This window comes from Streptomyces sp. NPDC043726 (assembly GCF_056436565.1).
Map to the genome: position 1 here is coordinate 201,016 of NZ_JBWKCI010000001.1, position 16,798 is coordinate 217,813.

General features: G+C 67.8%; 14 protein-coding genes and 1 riboswitch. Of the genes, 9 read left to right on the forward strand and 5 right to left on the reverse strand.

Annotated features, from left to right (window positions below):
• Position 1: 1 nt before the first annotated feature.
• The 3 genes from AC068Z_RS00935 to AC068Z_RS00945 all read right to left on the reverse strand — a co-directional run bounded on the left by AC068Z_RS00935 (position 2) and on the right by AC068Z_RS00945 (position 3,174).
• Positions 2–832 carry a carbohydrate ABC transporter permease gene (locus AC068Z_RS00935; RefSeq protein WP_478551044.1) on the reverse strand — a complete coding sequence of 277 codons (831 nt, stop codon included), beginning with the start codon at positions 830–832 and terminating at the stop codon, positions 2–4.
• Positions 829–1,821, reverse strand: coding sequence for a carbohydrate ABC transporter permease (locus AC068Z_RS00940; protein ID WP_478551045.1), 993 nt, complete (start codon positions 1,819–1,821; stop codon positions 829–831). Before AC068Z_RS00940 ends, AC068Z_RS00935 begins: the two co-directional genes overlap by 4 nt.
• 75 nt (positions 1,822–1,896) lie before the next feature.
• A complete protein-coding gene (locus AC068Z_RS00945) occupies positions 1,897–3,174 on the reverse strand; it encodes an extracellular solute-binding protein (protein ID WP_478551047.1) in 1,278 nt (425 codons plus the stop codon).
• A gap of 307 nt (positions 3,175–3,481) precedes the next feature.
• Between AC068Z_RS00945 and AC068Z_RS00950 the strand changes: the two genes are divergently transcribed.
• From AC068Z_RS00950 to AC068Z_RS00990, 9 genes are all read left to right on the forward strand, one after another.
• Complete coding sequence (locus AC068Z_RS00950; protein ID WP_451720022.1) at positions 3,482–4,246, forward strand: GntR family transcriptional regulator; 765 nt, start codon at positions 3,482–3,484, stop codon at positions 4,244–4,246.
• A gap of 101 nt (positions 4,247–4,347) precedes the next feature.
• Complete coding sequence (locus AC068Z_RS00955) at positions 4,348–6,507, forward strand: carbon starvation CstA family protein (RefSeq protein ID WP_478551049.1); 2,160 nt, start codon at positions 4,348–4,350, stop codon at positions 6,505–6,507.
• Positions 6,458–6,655 (forward strand): YbdD/YjiX family protein, encoded by a 198-nt coding sequence (locus AC068Z_RS00960; protein WP_478551051.1) that lies wholly within the window; start codon positions 6,458–6,460, stop codon positions 6,653–6,655. The genes AC068Z_RS00955 and AC068Z_RS00960 overlap by 50 nt, the downstream gene beginning before the upstream one ends.
• Before the next feature lie 110 nt (positions 6,656–6,765).
• Positions 6,766–7,023, forward strand: a complete 258-nt coding sequence (locus AC068Z_RS00965) for a DUF3311 domain-containing protein (protein WP_478551053.1) — start codon at positions 6,766–6,768, stop codon at positions 7,021–7,023.
• Positions 7,020–8,615: a monocarboxylate uptake permease MctP gene (mctP, locus tag AC068Z_RS00970; protein ID WP_478551055.1), complete on the forward strand. Its 1,596-nt coding sequence runs from the start codon at positions 7,020–7,022 to the stop codon at positions 8,613–8,615. Before AC068Z_RS00965 ends, mctP begins: the two co-directional genes overlap by 4 nt.
• 73 nt (positions 8,616–8,688) lie before the next feature.
• Positions 8,689–9,195 carry a GNAT family N-acetyltransferase gene (locus AC068Z_RS00975; protein WP_478551056.1) on the forward strand — a complete coding sequence of 169 codons (507 nt, stop codon included), beginning with the start codon at positions 8,689–8,691 and terminating at the stop codon, positions 9,193–9,195.
• A 54-nt stretch (positions 9,196–9,249) separates the two neighbouring features.
• Positions 9,250–9,374, forward strand: a riboswitch (cobalamin riboswitch).
• 122 nt (positions 9,375–9,496) lie between these two features.
• Positions 9,497–11,848 carry a ribonucleoside-diphosphate reductase subunit alpha gene (locus AC068Z_RS00980; RefSeq protein WP_478551058.1) on the forward strand — a complete coding sequence of 784 codons (2,352 nt, stop codon included), beginning with the start codon at positions 9,497–9,499 and terminating at the stop codon, positions 11,846–11,848.
• Positions 11,848–12,858, forward strand: a complete 1,011-nt coding sequence (locus AC068Z_RS00985) for a ribonucleotide-diphosphate reductase subunit beta (RefSeq protein ID WP_478551060.1) — start codon at positions 11,848–11,850, stop codon at positions 12,856–12,858. The genes AC068Z_RS00980 and AC068Z_RS00985 overlap by 1 nt, the downstream gene beginning before the upstream one ends.
• A gap of 241 nt (positions 12,859–13,099) precedes the next feature.
• On the forward strand, positions 13,100–14,065 hold the full coding sequence (locus AC068Z_RS00990; protein ID WP_478551061.1) for a GlxA family transcriptional regulator: 966 nt from the start codon (positions 13,100–13,102) through the stop codon (positions 14,063–14,065).
• Between the two features lie 4 nt (positions 14,066–14,069).
• On the opposite strand, the gene AC068Z_RS00995 is transcribed toward AC068Z_RS00990, so the two are convergent.
• Positions 14,070–15,446: a bifunctional albaflavenone monooxygenase/terpene synthase gene (locus tag AC068Z_RS00995; protein WP_478551063.1), complete on the reverse strand. Its 1,377-nt coding sequence runs from the start codon at positions 15,444–15,446 to the stop codon at positions 14,070–14,072.
• Entirely contained in the window at positions 15,443–16,528 is a 1,086-nt protein-coding gene (cyc1, locus tag AC068Z_RS01000) for an epi-isozizaene synthase (protein WP_478551065.1), read from the reverse strand. Before cyc1 ends, AC068Z_RS00995 begins: the two co-directional genes overlap by 4 nt.
• Positions 16,529–16,798 lie beyond the last annotated feature (270 nt).

Below are 16,798 nucleotides of genomic sequence, written 5' to 3' on the forward strand. Positions count from 1 at the left end.
GTTATCCCTTCACGGCACCGTCGGTCAGACCGCTGACGGCCCGGCGCTGGAGGAAGACGAAGAGGATGAGGATGGGGACGGCGAAGAGGGAGGAGGCCGCCATGGTGGCGCCCCAGTCGTCGCCGAAGACCGTGCGGAAGCTGGTCAGCCACAGCGGCAGGGTCTGTGCCTCGGCCTCCTTGTTCAGGACCAGGACGAGCGCGAACTCGTTCCAGGCGGTGATGAAGCCGAACAGCGAGGTGGCCATCAGACCGGGCGCGAGCAGCGGCAGGATGACCCGGCGGAAGGCCTGGGCGCGGGTGCAGCCGTCGACCATGGCCGCCTCCTCCAGCTCGGCCGGCACGGCGGCGACGAAGCCGCGCAGGGTGAGGATGGTGAAGGGGAGGATCATCATCGTGTAGAAGGCCGTCAGCGGGACGAGGCTGTTCAGCATGTCGGCGTCCCGGACGATCATGTACATCGCGATGATCATGACCTCCCAGGGCGCCATCTGGGCCAGCATGAAGCCGATGATGAAGCCGCGCCGCCCCTTGAACTTCATCCGCGCCAGGGCGAAGGAGCCGGCGAGCGCGATGGCCAGGGAGAAGACGACCGCGCAGACCGTCACGGTCAGCGAGTTGGTGACCAGGGTCCAGAAGTTGTCGACGCCGGTCGCCGTCTTGAAGTGCTCGAAGGTGATGTCGGTCGGGAACCAGACGGGGTTCTCCGAGATGATGTCGCCGGTCGGCTTGAAGGCCGTGGCGAACATCCAGTACACGGGGAAGACGAAGCCGATGAACAGGACGACGGCCGTGGCGTTGGGCCAGATGCGGCCGAAGAGCGAGCGCTTCACAGCCCGGCCTCCTCTTCCTTCTCTTGCTTCAGGACGATCCGCAGGTAGTAGGCGGTGAGGCCGAGCAGGATCAGGATGGTGAGCAGGGCGATCGCCGCGCCCATGCCGTAGTGCTGGTTGCCGACGCCCTCGATGTAGGCGTACACGGGCAGGATCTCGGTGAGCCGGTCCGGGCCGCCCTGGTTGAACGTGTAGACCTGCACGAACGCCTTGAAGATCCAGATGATCTCCAGGAACGTGGTCGCGTAGAGGAAGGGCCGCAGGTACGGGAAGGTGACCGTCAGGAAGCTCTTCCAGGCGCCGGCGCCGTCCAGCGCGGCGGCCTCGTAGAGCTCTACGGGGATGGTCGTGGTGGCCGCGTAGAGGTTGATCGCCACGAACGGGATCGACATCCACACGATCAGCATGGTGACCACGAAGAACGTGGACATCTGGCCGCTGGTCCAGCTGTAGTCGGCCATCGAGTGCCAGCCGAGCTTGTCCAGCACCCAGTTGACGACGCCGAAGCGCTGGGCGAAGAGCCACTGGTAGACGGTGGTGGCGGCGACCACGGGCATGGCCCAGGCCAGCACCAGGCCGATCAGCAGGGTGAACCGCATCCGCCGGCCGAGGCGGGCGAGCAGCAGGCCGACGAGGGTGCCCAGGACCATGGTCAGGGCGACGTTGACCGCCGTGAACAGGATCGAGCGCAGGGTGACGCGCCAGAAGTCCTCGCTGCCGAGGACCTCGGTGTAGTTGTCGACGCCGTTCCACTCGGTGACGTGCTGGATCAGCTGCGCCATGTTGAGGTTCTGGAACGACAGCAGCGCGTCCTTCAGCAGCGGCCAGCCGAGCAGCAGCACGGAGGCCGCGACGGCGGGAAGCAGCAGAAGGTAGGGGGCGAGCGCGCCGAGGCGGGACGCGGCTCTCGGGGCGGGCCCTGATCCTGAGGGGTCCGACTTGCGGACGTCCGTCGGGCCCGAGGGCGGCCGTTCGGTCTGCACGGTCATGCTCGCGTTCTCTTCCTCCTAGACCTGCCTGAACGCGGGCGGGGGGCCGCCGACGCGACCCCCTGCCCGGTGCCTTTACTGCTGCTGCGAAAGGCGCTTGTTGAACTCTTCCTCGACCTGGGCGGCGGCCTCGGCCGGGGACTTTCCGTTCAGTACGGCGGTCATGTAGGTCTTGATCGGGTTGGGGGCGTTCTCGACGGCGGCCCACTCGGCGATCAGCGGGGTCGTGCCACCACCGGCGGCGGCCGGAGCCGCGGCCTCGGCGACGGCGTTGCCCTTGAGGTTGCTCTGCAGCGCCTCCTTGTTGGGGATGACGCCGTTCTCCTTGGCGAGCTGGCCCTCGTACTTGTCGCTCAGGGCGATCCGCAGGAACTCCTTGGCCAGCTCCTGCTTCTTGCTGCCCGCGGCGACGGCGAGGTTGGAGCCGCCGAGGAAGACACCCTCGGGCTTGTCGGCCGTGGCACCCGGGATGGTGAAGTAGCCGATCTCCTTCTCGATCTCCGGGTTGGCCTCGATGGCGATGCCGGCTTCCCAGCCCATGCCGATGAAGGCGCCGACCTTGCCCTTGCCGAAGACCTCACCCTGCTGCGGGGTGGCCTCGTCCTTGTCCTTCGGGGCCTTGGAGAGGGACTGGAACTTCTTGTACGTCTCCATGGCGGCGGCGACCTTGGGGTCGTCGAGGTTGGAGACGTACTTGTCGCCGTCCTTCTTCACCAGCTCGGCGCCCTCGGCGATGGTGAGGCCGACGAAGTGATACCAGTTCTGGCCGGGCAGGTAGATCGGCTCGGCGTCCGTCTTCTCGCCGATCGTCTTCAGGTCGTCGTAGAACTCGTCCCGGGTCTTGGGGGTGTCCTTGATGCCGGCGTCGGCCCAGATGCTCTTGTTGTAGAGGACGACACGGTTGGCGAAGTACCAGGGCGCCGCGTACTGCTTGCCCTCGAAGACCGAGGAGTTGTTCAGGGACTCGGTCCAGTCGGCGCCGATCTCGGTCTTGAGGTCGGCGAGGTCCGCGAGGCCGCCGGTCTTGGCGTAGGCCGGGGTCTGGGTGTTGCCGATCTCGAAGACGTCCGGCGGGTTCTCCTCCGACAGGGCGGTCGTCAGCTTCTGCTGGATGCCGTTCCACTGCTGGACCTCGAACTTGACCTTCGCCTTGGTCTTCTTCTCGAAGGCGGCGGCCACGTCCTTCTGCCACTGGTCCGGGGAGGAACCGTCCATCACCCAGACGGTGAGGGTCTGGCCCGCGTAACCGTCCGCGCCGGCCTTGCCGCCCTCGTCGCCGTCGTCGCCCCCGCACGCCGCGATGGAGACCATCATTGCCGCGACACCGATCGCGGATATCAGCTTGCGCTTCACGCCACCCTCCTCAGGGATGCCCACACCCCCCTGCCCATGGGCCGGGACCTGGACCAATGGTGTAGACCAGTACCGGGAGCTTGGACCAGACCATGAACCGTGTCAAGGGTGCTCGGAAGGGCTCTGACCAGGTGTTATCCGACGTACATATGCAAGGACCTTTAAGTAAGAAGCCAGCGAAAAGAGCGCTGCCGGAGTAGTCTCTTCCACTAGACCACTTGGGGCTGTGGACTAGACCAAAACTAGCGGCGACGGTATACAGAGGGGATCACCAAGTGACCCGCATCCGGAGCCGGGAAGGCAGACCATGAGCACCGACGTCAGCAGTGCTGAGAACGAGGGCGGGGCGAGTGTCCGTACCGCGCGCGTGCCCAAGTACTACCGCCTGAAGAAGCACCTGCTCGACATGACGGAGACCCAGGCGCCCGGCACTCCGGTTCCGCCCGAGCGCACGCTGGCGGCCGAGTTCGACACCTCCCGCACGACCGTGCGCCAGGCCCTCCAGGAGCTCGTCGTCGAGGGCCGCCTCGAACGCATCCAGGGCAAGGGCACGTTCGTCGCCAAGCCGAAGGTCTCCCAGGCGCTCCAACTCACCTCGTACACCGAGGACATGCGGGCCCAGGGCCTCGAACCGACCTCCCAGCTGCTGGACATCGGCTACATCACCGCCGACGACCGGCTCGCCGGACTGCTCGACATCACCGCGGGCGGGCGCGTGCTGCGTATCGAGCGGCTGCGCATGGCCAACGGCGAGCCGATGGCGATCGAGACGACCCACCTGAGCGCCAAGCGCTTCCCGGCCCTGCGCCGCTCGCTGGTCAAGTACACCTCGCTGTACACCGCGTTGGCGGAGGTCTACGACGTCCATCTCGCCGAGGCCGAGGAGACCATCGAGACCTCCCTCGCCACCCCGCGCGAGGCGGGCCTGCTCGGCACGGACGTGGGCCTGCCGATGCTGATGCTCTCCCGCCACTCCCTGGACCGGGACGGCCAGCCGGTGGAGTGGGTGCGCTCGGTGTACCGCGGAGACCGCTACAAGTTCGTGGCGCGACTGAAGCGGCCGCAAGGGTAATCGCGCCTCAAGCGGCCGCAAGGGTAGTGCCGACGGTGTAGCGCCCCTGCTGTTCCTGTTCTACGTTCCTCCCGTCATCGCATGGACGGGAGGACGACCCGGTGCGCACTGCGAACACTCGAACCATCGTCATCTGGACCCTCGTCGCGCTGATCGGCGCCACCGGCTGGGCGGTGCTCGCACTGGCCCGCGGCGAGGACGTCTCCGCCGCCTGGATGGTCGCGGCGGCCCTCGGCTCGTACGCCATCGCGTACCGCTTCTACGCCAAGTTCATCGCGTACAGAGTCCTCAAGGTCGACAAGACCCGGGCCACCCCGGCGGAACGGCTCGACAACGGGATCGACTTCCACCCCACCGACCGCCGCGTCCTGCTCGGCCACCACTTCGCGGCCATCGCCGGCGCCGGACCGCTCGTCGGACCGGTCCTCGCGGCACAGATGGGATATCTGCCGGGCACCATCTGGATCATCGCGGGCGTCATCTTCGCGGGCGCGGTCCAGGACATGGTGGTGCTGTTCTTCTCCACCCGCCGCGACGGCCGTTCGCTCGGCCAGATGGCCCGCGAGGAGATCGGCCCCTTCGGCGGCGCGGCGGCCCTCCTCGCGGCCTTCGCCATCATGATCATCCTGCTCGGGGTGCTGGCCCTCGTCATCGTCAACGCCCTGGCCGAGTCGCCCTGGGGCACCTTCTCCATCGCGATGACCATCCCCATCGCCCTGCTGATGGGCTTCTACCTGCGCGTCCTGCGCCCCGGCCGGGTCAGCGAGGTCTCCCTGATCGGCGTCGGCCTGCTGCTGCTCGCGCTGATCGCCGGCCGCTGGGTCGCCGAGTCCTCGTGGGCCGAGGCCTTCACCCTCGCACCCTCCACCCTGGTCGTCTGGCTGGTGGCGTACGGCTTCGTCGCCTCGATCCTGCCGGTGTGGATGCTCCTCGCGCCCCGCGACTACCTCTCCACCTTCATGAAGATCGGCACGATCCTGCTGCTCGCCCTCGGGGTCGTGATCGCGCTGCCGACGATGAGGATGGACGCGGTCACCGACTTCGCCTCCCGCGGCGACGGTCCGGTGTTCGCGGGATCCCTGTTCCCCTTCGTCTTCATCACGATCGCCTGCGGCGCCCTGTCCGGCTTCCACTCGCTCATCTCGAGCGGTACGACGCCGAAGATGATCCAGAAGGAGACACAGGTCCGGATGATCGGCTACGGCTCCATGCTGATGGAGTCGTCGGTCGCCGTGATGGCACTGGTCGCGGCGAGCGTCATCGACCCGGGCCTGTACTTCGCGATGAACGCGCCCGCCGGGGTCATCGGCGACTCCGTGCAGAACGCCTCGCAGGTGGTGGGGAGTTGGGGCTACCAGATCTCCCCGGAGGACCTGGCCCAGGCCGCGAAGAACGTCGAGGAGGCGTCCCTGCTGCACCGCACCGGCGGCGCGCCCACGCTCGCCGTCGGGATCTCCGACATCTTCTCCCAGATCACCGGGAACAGTCTGCGGGCCTTCTGGTATCACTTCGCGATCATGTTCGAGGCGCTGTTCATCCTGACCGCGCTGGACGCCGGCACGCGCGTGGGCCGGTTCATGCTCCAGGACACCCTGGGCAACGTCTACCGCCCGTTCAAGGACGTCAGCTGGAAGCCCGGCCTGGTGCTGTGCAGCGCCCTGGTGTGCGGACTGTGGGGGTACTTCCTGTGGGTGGGCGTCCATGAACCCCTCGGCGGGATCAACCAGCTCTTCCCGATCTTCGGTATCTCCAACCAGCTGCTGGCCGCCGTCGCCCTCGCGGTCTGCACGACCCTGCTGGTGAAGTCCGGCCGCCTCAAGTGGGCCTGGATCACCGGGATCCCGCTCGCCTGGGACGCGACGGTCACGCTGACCGCCAGCTACCAGAAGGTCTTCTCCAGCGACCCCAAGGTCGGCTTCTTCAAGCAGCGCCAGGTGTTCCAGGACGCGATCGACGAGGGCAAGGTGCTGCCGCCCGCCAAGTCCATGGACGACATGCACACCGTGGTCACCAACTCCACGGTGGACGGCGTCCTCACGGCGGTGCTGGCCCTGCTGATCGTCGTGGTCATCGTGGACGCGGCCCGGGTCTGCGTCCGGCACGTCCGACGCCCCGCCCTGTCCACGCTGAGCGAGGCACCCTACGTGAAGTCCGAACTCGTCGCCCCGGCGGGCCTGTTCCCGACCCGCGAGGAGAAGGAGGAGCAGCGCGATGCGGTCACTGCGGCGGGCGGCCAGGGCGGTGCGGTGGTACGTCCGTGAACTCACCGACGAATCGGCCTACGACCGTTATGTCGCGCACGTGCGCCGGGACCACCCCCTGGCGCCCGTGCCCACCAGGCGCGCCTTCGAACGGATGCGGACGGACCGCCAGGAGTCGGACCCCCGCCAGGGGTTCCGGTGCTGCTGAGCGGATCTTCGGCGACCGATATGCGGACGAGGGGTTCCGTTTCCGCGACACCGTGACCTAGATTGCCTGCGCATTACACCAGGTGATCGGCAAGGGGACGGAGCCGTCGGATGTCAGATGCCCCAGAGGTGCGCAGAGAACCGGTGGTGACGCCCGTTCGGGTCGTCATCGCCCTCTGCCTGTTCGCGCCCTTCGTGGCGATGTTGTGGGTGGGGTCGTACGCGAAGGCCGACCCGGCCTTCATCGGCATCCCTTTCTTCTACTGGTACCAGATGGCCTGGGTGCTCCTGTCGACCGTGCTGACGATGGTCGCGTACAAGCTGTGGCAGCGTGACCAGCGCGCCCGCAAGACGGAGGGCGCCAAGTGAACGACGGCGTGAACGGCGTCGCACTCGCCGTCTTCATCTTCTTCTTCCTGGCCGTCACGGTCATGGGCTTCCTGGCCGCGCGCTGGCGCAAGGCCGAGAACGAGCACAGCCTCGACGAATGGGGCCTGGGCGGACGGTCGTTCGGCACCTGGGTCACCTGGTTCCTGCTCGGCGGCGACCTCTACACGGCGTACACCTTCGTGGCGGTCCCGGCGGCGATCTACGCGGCCGGCGCGGCGGGCTTCTTCGCGGTGCCGTACACGATCCTCGTCTATCCGCTGATCTTCACCTTCCTGCCCCGGCTGTGGTCGGTCTCGCACAAGCACGGGTATGTGACGACCTCGGACTTCGTGCGCGGCCGGTTCGGCTCCAAGGGCCTTTCGCTGGCCGTCGCGGTGACCGGCATCCTGGCGACGATGCCGTACATCGCGCTGCAACTCGTCGGCATCCAGGCGGTGCTGGACGTGATGGGCGTCGGCGGCGGCGAGAACACCAACTGGTTCATCAAGGACCTGCCGCTGCTGATCGCCTTCGGTGTGCTGGCCGCGTACACCTACTCCTCGGGGCTGCGGGCCCCCGCGCTGATCGCCTTCGTCAAGGACACCCTGATCTACCTGGTGATCGCGGTGGCGATCATCTACATCCCGATCAAGCTGGGCGGGTTCGACGACATCTTCGCCGCGGCGAACGACAAGTTCACCAGCACCGGGGCGGGCGGTCTGGTCCCGGCGGAGGCCGGCCAGTGGACGTACGCCACGCTGGCGTTGGGCTCGGCGCTGGCCCTGTTCATGTACCCGCACTCGATCACGGCGACCCTCTCCTCCAGGAGCCGTGACGTGATCCGCCGCAACACCACGATCCTGCCGCTGTACTCCCTGATGCTCGGCCTGCTCGCGCTGCTGGGCTTCATGGCCATCGCGGCCGGGGTGAAGGTGGAGAACGGACAGCTGGCGATCCCGCAGCTGTTCGAGAACATGTTCCCGGACTGGTTCGCGGGCGTGGCCTTCGCGGCCATCGGCATCGGCGCGCTGGTGCCGGCGGCGATCATGTCGATCGCGGCGGCGAACCTCTTCACCCGCAACATCTACAAGGACTTCATCAAGCCGGACGCGACACCGGCCGAGGAGACCAAGGTCTCCAAGCTGGTGTCCCTGCTGGTGAAGGTGGGCGCGCTGGCCTTCGTCCTGACCATGGACAAGACGGTCGCCATCAACTTCCAGCTCCTCGGCGGCATCTGGATCCTGCAGACCTTCCCGGCGCTGGTCGGCGGCCTGTTCACGCGCTGGTTCCACCGCTGGGCGCTGCTGGCGGGCTGGGCGGTCGGCATGATCTACGGCACGGTTGCGGCGTACGGCGTCGCCTCGCCGACGCAAGCGCACTTCGGCGGTTCGTCGAAGGAGATCCCCGGCATCGGGGAGATCGGGTACATCGGCCTCACGGCGTTCGTGCTGAACCTGGTCGTCACGGTGGTCCTGACCTTCGTCCTGAAGGCGGCGAAGGCCCCCGAGGGCATCGACGAGACCAGCCCCGAGGACTACACGGCGGACGCGGGCGACCCGGGCGTGCAGAAGGAGCTGTCGCCCCTTCATTGATACGGAGCCGTTCCGCAGCGGGCCGCCGAAATTCAGGACTGTCGGCGGCCCGTTGTCGTACACACTCGATCACATGGACTTCCGGATCCGCGCGGCGGAACCCACCGAATACGACGAACTCGGCGAGATCACCGCCCAGGCCTACCTCCGGGACGGCCTGCTCACCTTCGGCGAAGCCGACTGGTACCTCGGCGAACTGAGAGACGTGGCCAAGCGGGCGGCCGCCGCGGACGTACTCGTCGCCGTGGAACAGGACCGCCTCCTCGGCGGAGTCACCTACGTCCCCTCCCCCGGCCCCATGGCCGACCTCGCCCGCCCCGGCGAGGCCGAGGTCCGCATGCTCGCCGTGGCTCACGAGGCCCGTGGCAGAGGCGTCGGACAGGCCCTCGTCCAGGCGTGCGTCGACCGCTCGAGCGCAGCGGGCGACCGCACCGGCGTCGTCCTGTCCACCCAGCCCCTGATGCACACCGCCCACCGCATCTACGAACGCCTCGGCTTCCGCCGCTCCCCGGAACGCGACTGGAACCCGATCTCGGACCACCCCGAGTTCACTCTCCTCACCTACGAGTTGACGCTCTGAAGTCGACGCGCGACACAACATCTGGGGGTGTCACCGCCGCCCGGCACAAGATGTATGCTCATGCTCGCTGTCGCCGCAGGGGAATCCGGTGTGAATCCGGAACTGTCCCGCAACGGTGTACTTGTGCACATCTGTGCACATGGTCCAGTCCGAGGACCTGCCGACAGTGCGCCCGGCCGTCCGGTCCGGGTGACTGACGTCCGGGCCTCGTGGAGTGGGCCGGTGGACGCGACGCCCCGTGCGCTCGTGAGCTGCCTCCTGCCCTCCGCAAGGCCCCGTGCCGAGCGAGGGAGAGCCCCACGTGACCATCGCGCCAGCCGATCCGGCTTCAGCCGTCCCGACCGTCGAGGACGCCCCGGGCACCGCCCTGCTGCGGACCCTGACCCAGCTGACCGCCGACCTCCCCGACGCCGACCCCGGCCGGGTCGCCGCCGCCGCGCTGCGCGGCCGGTCCGCGCGGGCCGACGAGGCGGAGCTGCGCGAGCTGGCCACCGAGGCCGCGGCCGGGCTCATCTCCGAGGACCCCGCCTACAGCAGACTGGCCGCCCGGCTGCTGACGGTCTCCATCGCCGCCGAGGCCGCCTCGCAGGGCGTCACGTCCTTCACCGAGTCCGTCGCGGTCGGGCACCGCGAGGGGCTCATCGCCGACCGGACCGCCGAGTTCGTCCGGATCCACGGCGCCCGGCTCGACGCGCTCATCGACACGGGCGCCGACGACCGCTTCGGCTACTTCGGTCTCCGTACCCTGCACAGCCGTTACCTGCTCCGGCACCCCCTCACCCGCAAGGTCGTCGAGACGCCGCAGCACTTCATGCTCCGCGTCGCCGCCGGTCTCGCCGAGGACGACACCACCAGGTCGGTGGACGAAGTCGCCGCGCTCTACGGGCTCATGAGCCGCCTCGACTACCTCCCCTCCTCCCCCACGCTCTTCAACTCCGGCACCCGGCACCCCCAGATGTCGTCCTGCTACCTCCTGGACTCGCCGCTGGACGAGCTGGACTCCATCTACGACCGCTACCACCAGGTCGCCCGGCTCTCCAAGCACGCCGGCGGCATCGGTCTGTCGTACTCCCGTATCCGCTCCCGGGGTTCGCTGATCCGCGGCACCAACGGGCACTCCAACGGCATCGTCCCGTTCCTCAAGACGCTCGACGCCTCGGTCGCCGCCGTGAACCAGGGCGGCCGGCGCAAGGGAGCCGCAGCGGTCTACCTGGAGACCTGGCACTCCGACATCGAGGAGTTCCTGGAGCTGCGCGACAACACCGGTGAGGACGCCCGGCGGACGCACAACCTGAACCTCGCGCACTGGATCCCGGACGAGTTCATGCGCCGGGTAAACGCCGACGAGCAGTGGAGCCTCTTCTCCCCGGCCGACGTGCCCGAGCTGGTCGACCTGTGGGGGGACGAGTTCGACGCCGCCTACCGCAAGGCCGAGGCGGCGGGGCTCGCGCGCAAGACCATCCCCGCCCGCGATCTGTACGGCCGGATGATGCGCACCCTCGCGCAGACCGGCAACGGCTGGATGACCTTCAAGGACGCCGCCAACCGCACCGCCAACCAGACGGCCCTGCCGGGCCATGTCGTGCACTCCTCCAACCTCTGCACGGAGATCCTGGAGGTCACCGACGACGGGGAGACGGCGGTCTGCAACCTGGGCTCGGTGAACCTCGGTTCGTTCGTGGCGGACGGTGACATCGACTGGGAGCGCCTGGACGAGACCGTCCGCACGGCCGTCACCTTCCTCGACCGGGTCGTCGACATCAACTTCTACCCGACCGAGCAGGCGGGCCGGTCCAACGCCAAGTGGCGGCCGGTGGGCCTCGGCGCGATGGGCCTGCAGGACGTCTTCTTCAAGCTGCGGCTGCCCTTCGACTCGCCGGAGGCCAAGGCGCTCTCCACCCGCATCGCCGAGCGCATCATGCTCGCCGCCTACGAGGCCTCCGCCGACCTCGCCGAGCGCGAGGGCCCGCTGCCGGCCTGGGAGAAGACCCGTACCGCCCGGGGCGTCCTGCACCCCGACCACTACGACACCAAACTCACCTGGCCGGAGCGGTGGGCGGCCCTGCGCAGCCGTATCGCCGAGGTGGGCATGCGCAACTCCCTGCTGCTGGCCATCGCGCCCACGGCGACCATCGCCTCCATCGCCGGTGTCTACGAGTGCATCGAGCCGCAGGTGTCCAACCTGTTCAAGCGCGAGACGCTGTCGGGCGAGTTCCTCCAGGTCAACTCCTACCTGGTGCAGGACCTCAAGCGGCTCGGCGTGTGGGACGCCCGCACCCGTGAGGCGCTGCGCGAGGCGAACGGCTCGGTGCAGGACTTCGCCTGGATCCCGGCGGACGTACGGGCGTTGTACCGCACGGCGTGGGAGATCCCGCAGCGCGGTCTGATCGACATGGCGGCGGCGCGGACCCCGTTCCTCGACCAGTCCCAGTCGCTGAACCTGTTCCTGGAGACGCCGACCATCGGCAAGCTCTCCTCGATGTACGCGTACGCCTGGAAGTCCGGGCTGAAGACGACGTACTACCTGCGCTCGCGCCCGGCGACCCGCATCGCCCGCGCGGCACAGGCTTCCGTCCCCGTCCAGCAGGTGACCTCCGAAGAGGCCGTCGCCTGCTCCCTTGAGAACCCCGAGTCCTGCGAGGCCTGCCAGTAATGCCCAGCAACCAGAACCTGCTCGACCCCGGCTTCGAGCTGACTCTTCGCCCGATGCGCTACCCGGACTTCTACGAGCGCTACCGGGACGCCATCAAGAACACCTGGACCGTGGAGGAGGTCGACCTCCACTCGGACGTCGCCGACCTCGCCAAGCTCAGCCCGGCCGAGCAGCACCTCATCGGCCGGCTGGTCGCCTTCTTCGCGACCGGCGACTCGATCGTCGCGAACAACCTGGTGCTGACGCTGTACAAGCACATCAACTCCCCCGAGGCGCGGCTCTACTTGAGCCGTCAGCTCTTCGAGGAGGCCGTGCACGTCCAGTTCTATCTGACCCTGCTGGACACCTACCTCCCCGATCCGGAGGACCGGGCGGCGGCCTTCGACGCCGTCGAGAGCATCCCCTCGATCCGGGAGAAGGCCGGGTTCTGCTTCAAGTGGATCAACGAGGTCGAGAAGCTGGACCGCCTGGAGTCCCAGGCCGACCGCCGCCGCTTCCTGCTCAACCTGATCTGCTTCGCCGCGTGCATCGAGGGCCTGTTCTTCTACGGCGCCTTCGCCTACGTCTACTGGTTCCGCAGCCGGGGTCTGCTGCACGGTCTGGCCACCGGCACCAACTGGGTGTTCCGGGACGAGACCATGCACATGAGCTTCGCGTTCGACGTCGTGGACACCGTCCGCAAGGAGGAGCCGGAGCTGTTCGACGACCAGCTCCAGCAGCAGGTCACCGACATGCTGAGGGAGGCCGTCGAGGCCGAGCTGCAGTTCGCGCGCGACCTGTGCGGTGACGGCCTCCCGGGCATGAACACCGACTCGATGCGGCAGTACCTGGAGTGCGTCGCCGACCAGCGTCTGACCCGGCTCGGCTTCGCTCCGGTGTACGGCTCGGAGAACCCCTTCTCCTTCATGGAGCTGCAGGGGGTTCAGGAACTCACCAACTTCTTCGAGCGGCGCCCTTCGGCGTACCAGGTCGCGGTGGAGGGCACGGTCGACCTGGACGAGGACTTCTGAGCCTCGGGCCGCCCCTCCTCGGCCTCCCGGAGCTGACGGTCGATGCGCCGGTCGTGCGCGATGCCGAGCAGTGACGGGAGGACGAGGAGGACGAGGATCCCGAGAACCACGATCATTCCGATGAGTGCTTCTGTCTGTTCACTGGTCATGTCACCACTGTCGCGCTGAACACTCCTGTCGAACAGTGGCAGGACTGCCGCACACCATCGATTTTCTGCCAGTACCGTGCCACACTGGCGGCATGCTGAAGAACGTGGCCGTCGCCCTGCTCGACGGCGTGCACCCCTTCGAACTCGGTGTCGTCTGCGAGGTCTTCGGGCTCGACCGCAGCGACGAGGGGCTTCCGGTGTACGACTTCGCGGTCGTCTCGGCGGAGGGCCCGGCGCTGCGCACCCATGTCCCGGGGTTCACGGTCTCCACGCCGTACGGCCTGGACCGGCTCGACGAGGCCGACCTGATCGCCGTGCCGGCGGGCAGCGACTACATCGGCCGGGACTATCCGCCCGCGCTGCTCGACGCCCTGGTGCGGGCCGTGGAGCGCGGGACCCGGGTGCTCAGCGTGTGTTCCGGCGTCTTCGTGCTGGGCGCGGCCGGGCTGCTGGACGGCCGGCGCTGCGCGGTGCACTGGCGGCAGGCCGAGGAGCTGGCCCGGCGCTACCCGCGCGCGGTCATCGAGCCCGATGTGCTGTACGTGGACGAGGACCCGGTGATCACCTCCGCGGGCACGGCCGCCGGGATCGACGCGAGCCTGCACCTCGTGCGCAAGGAACACGGCGTGGAGGTCGCCAACGCCATCGCCCGGCGCATGGTCGTGCCGCCGCACCGGGACGGCGGGCAGGCGCAGTACATCGACCGCCCGCTGCCCCGCTCCGAGTGCGACACCGTCGGCGACGTCCTGTCCTGGATGGAGCGGCATCTCGCCGAGGAGGTCACCGTCGAGCAGCTCGCCGACCTCGCGCACATGTCACCGCGCACCTTCGCCCGCCGCTTCCAGCAGGAGACGGGCACCACTCCCTACCGCTGGATCCTGCGCCAACGCGTCCTGCTGGCACAGCAGTTGCTGGAGACGACGGACGAGACGGTGGACGCCGTCGCGGGCCGGACCGGGTTCGGCACCGCGGCGGCACTGCGCCACCAGTTCGTCCGGGCGCTGGGGACCACCCCGAACGCCTACCGGCGCACCTTCCGGGGCCCGGAGGCGGCCTGAGCCGTCACCGGGGCACCGGCCTGAGCAGCAGGTTGTGCGGCCGGAGGGTGATGCCGACCCGGGTGGCGTCGTTGGATCCGGACACCTGCTCGAAGCGGTACTTCGTGGCCACCGCCGCCGTGATCAGCGTCAGCTGCGCCATGGAGAAGTGGTCGCTCGGGCACTTGCGGTTGCCCACACTGAAGGGGCTCATGGCGTATTTCGGCACATCCTTCACGCGTTCCGGAAGCCAGCGGTCGGGATCGAACCGGAGGTTGTCCGCGTAGGACTGCGGGTCCCGCTGGATCGCATACGGGCTGTATACGATGTCGGCTCCTGCCGGAATGCGATACCCGCCGAGCTCGGTGTCGGTCACCGCCCGGCGCGTCAATATCCAGACGGCCGGGCGCAAACGCATGGCCTCGACGACGACATTGTTCGTGTGCCTCAGCGCGCGCACATCCGCGAATGCGACGGGCCGCCCGCCGGTGACGGTTTCGACCTCCGCGGCCACCCGGTCGGCGTGTTCCGGATGTTCCGTGAGCACGTGCATCAGCCACATGATCGTGGACGCCACGGTTTCGCTTCCGGGGGTGAGTATCGCGACGACCTGGTCGTGGATCTCCTGTTCCCCGATCGGCTCGCCATTCTCGTCCTTCGCCTCCAGCAAGGCCGTCAGCAAATCGTCCGGCTTTTGACCAGATGCGCGGCGCTCGGCGACGATCTCGTCGACCAGCAGATGCAAATCGGCCAGAGCCCGGTTGAATTTGCGGTTGGGCGGAAGCGGCAGCCGGTAGAGCGGTCCGGCCGGAATCACCATCCGGCGGTACATACCACGGAACACGGTCGCGAGCGCGATGCACAGACGCTCGGCCCGTTCGTCCATGAAGTCGCCGCGCAGCAGACAGCGGGCGGCGATCCGGACGGCCACCCGGAAGGATTCCGAGGTGCAGTCGATGGTCTCGCCGGGCCGCCAGCGCTCGGCGAGTGCATGCGCCTCCTCCTCCATGATCGGCCCGTAGGCGGGGATGGCGTCGAGCCGGAACGCCGGCTGGATGGTGCGCCGCTGCCGCCGGTGCCGGGGGCCGTTCGCGGTGGCCACGCCCTCCTTGCCGAGCAGGCCTTCGAGGGACTCCCACAGCGGCCCGTCGATCTTGAAGTCGGTGCTCAGTGCCATGGCGCCGGTGAGGGCGGGAGTGGTGACCGCGTACACGGTCTTCGGACCGAGCCTCAGCCGGACGACGTCGCCGTGCTCACGCAGCCCCGCCATGAAGGAGAGCGGATCGCGCACCAGCTTCCAGCCGTGACCGAGAAGCGGAACACCGCCGCCCGCGTAAGGCGGCTCACGCAGCCCGGATTCCGCATATATCTGCGCGTCGGGCTTCACGGACTCGACGGTCATTTCTCACCTGCCGCTTCGTTGTTGACGTACGGGGGCGTGGACCGGTCGTCCCAGTTGTCGACCATGTACCGGCCGGACTCGTGGTGGAACCAGTAGACGGTGCTGAACCAGTTGCGCATATTGCGGACACAGGCCCGTACGGCGGCACTCAGTTCTTTTCCCCGCAGGGTGCCGTCGGCGAGATCGTCGGCCAGTCGAAGGGCGGCCCGTTCGGCGACCAGGAATTCGGAAATGCATTCCTCGACCCGCCGCCTTACTTCCACCACCGATTCTTCGAGGGTCAGTCCCTCATGCTTGATGAGACTGATTCCGAGATTGTGCACCTCATCGCCCGCTATTTCTTTCGGCAATGAGCAGAGATCGTTGTACCACGCGGCGAATTCCTGGCTCAGCAGCGCCGCCCGCCGATATGCCGGGTGTTTCCTCACCGAGTCCGGGAGTTCACGTCCGGCGCTCGGCTCCAGCAGATCGGTCCAGATCCAGTGCGCGAAGGTGAGGCGCCGCAGGGCGAGGTAATCCTCGACGGTGGGGATGATTCCGTTCGTGCGGTTGTGGAATTCCCGGTCGTACGCCTCGATCACCGCGTGGAAGTGCCGGGCGAACCGGGCGTTCCAGGTCTGGGGCAGGAAGGCGTACAGCCGGGTCATGCTGTCCGCGAACCCGGCCACCAGCGGATCCTCGTGGTACAGGTGGGCCTCGGGTGCGTCCAGGGCCGTGTGCAACCGGAACCTCAGCCGCCGCCAGGCGGACGGGCGGCGGTGCACGATGTCACGATCGTGCCGGTCGTCCCAGACGAAGAACCACGCGCTGTAGTCCGCAATCGCCTGCAGTACCTCGTCGGGGGCGCCAATGTAGTACCCCGCCATGAGGTCGGTGTAGCAAAGGCCATCGGCATATTCCTCCACCTTGTCCGCCGGCATGAGCCGTTTTTCCAGCAGCCAGGTACGGGTCTTCTCCTGAAGCCGGGGCCAATACGGGTGGAGTTGCCTGGGAAACGCCGCCTCGATCACCGGGAGAGACAGTGATGGTGGGACCGCGACCGCCGTCGGCGTCGATGTGGTGCTGTGTGAGAAAGCATGCACGAACAAACCCCTCTCAGCCGCCAGTTGCGCACACCCCTCCCGCCGTGCCGGGCGTGCGCCGTTGCGTATCCCCGCACTTCCCATTCAGCACTACAACTGACCGATCTGGGAACGGATTTGCTCCATTCACTACCCCACAGTGCCGAGAATCTCCCCTTGCGTGACTGATTATGGATCAGTAGCTGCGCACACGGGATCGAACATACGACGTACAGGCGAACGGCGCCTGGTCAGGAAGGGGCTCCTGAACAGACGCCGTTCGTATGTGAC

Excerpts from the sequence above, each read along its gene's own strand:
- AC068Z_RS00940 (WP_478551045.1), bottom strand. The coding sequence starts at position 1,821 with ATGACCGTGCAGACCGAACGGCCGCCCTCGGGCCCGACGGACGTCCGC.
- AC068Z_RS00990 (WP_478551061.1), top strand. The coding sequence starts at position 13,100 with ATGCTGAAGAACGTGGCCGTCGCCCTGCTCGACGGCGTGCACCCCTTC.
- AC068Z_RS00995 (WP_478551063.1), bottom strand. The coding sequence starts at position 15,446 with ATGACCGTCGAGTCCGTGAAGCCCGACGCGCAGATATATGCGGAATCC.
- AC068Z_RS00950 (WP_451720022.1), top strand. The coding sequence starts at position 3,482 with ATGAGCACCGACGTCAGCAGTGCTGAGAACGAGGGCGGGGCGAGTGTC.
- AC068Z_RS00960 (WP_478551051.1), top strand. The coding sequence starts at position 6,458 with ATGCGGTCACTGCGGCGGGCGGCCAGGGCGGTGCGGTGGTACGTCCGT.
- AC068Z_RS00965 (WP_478551053.1), top strand. The coding sequence starts at position 6,766 with ATGTCAGATGCCCCAGAGGTGCGCAGAGAACCGGTGGTGACGCCCGTT.
- AC068Z_RS00985 (WP_478551060.1), top strand. The coding sequence starts at position 11,848 with ATGCCCAGCAACCAGAACCTGCTCGACCCCGGCTTCGAGCTGACTCTT.
- AC068Z_RS00975 (WP_478551056.1), top strand. The coding sequence starts at position 8,689 with ATGGACTTCCGGATCCGCGCGGCGGAACCCACCGAATACGACGAACTC.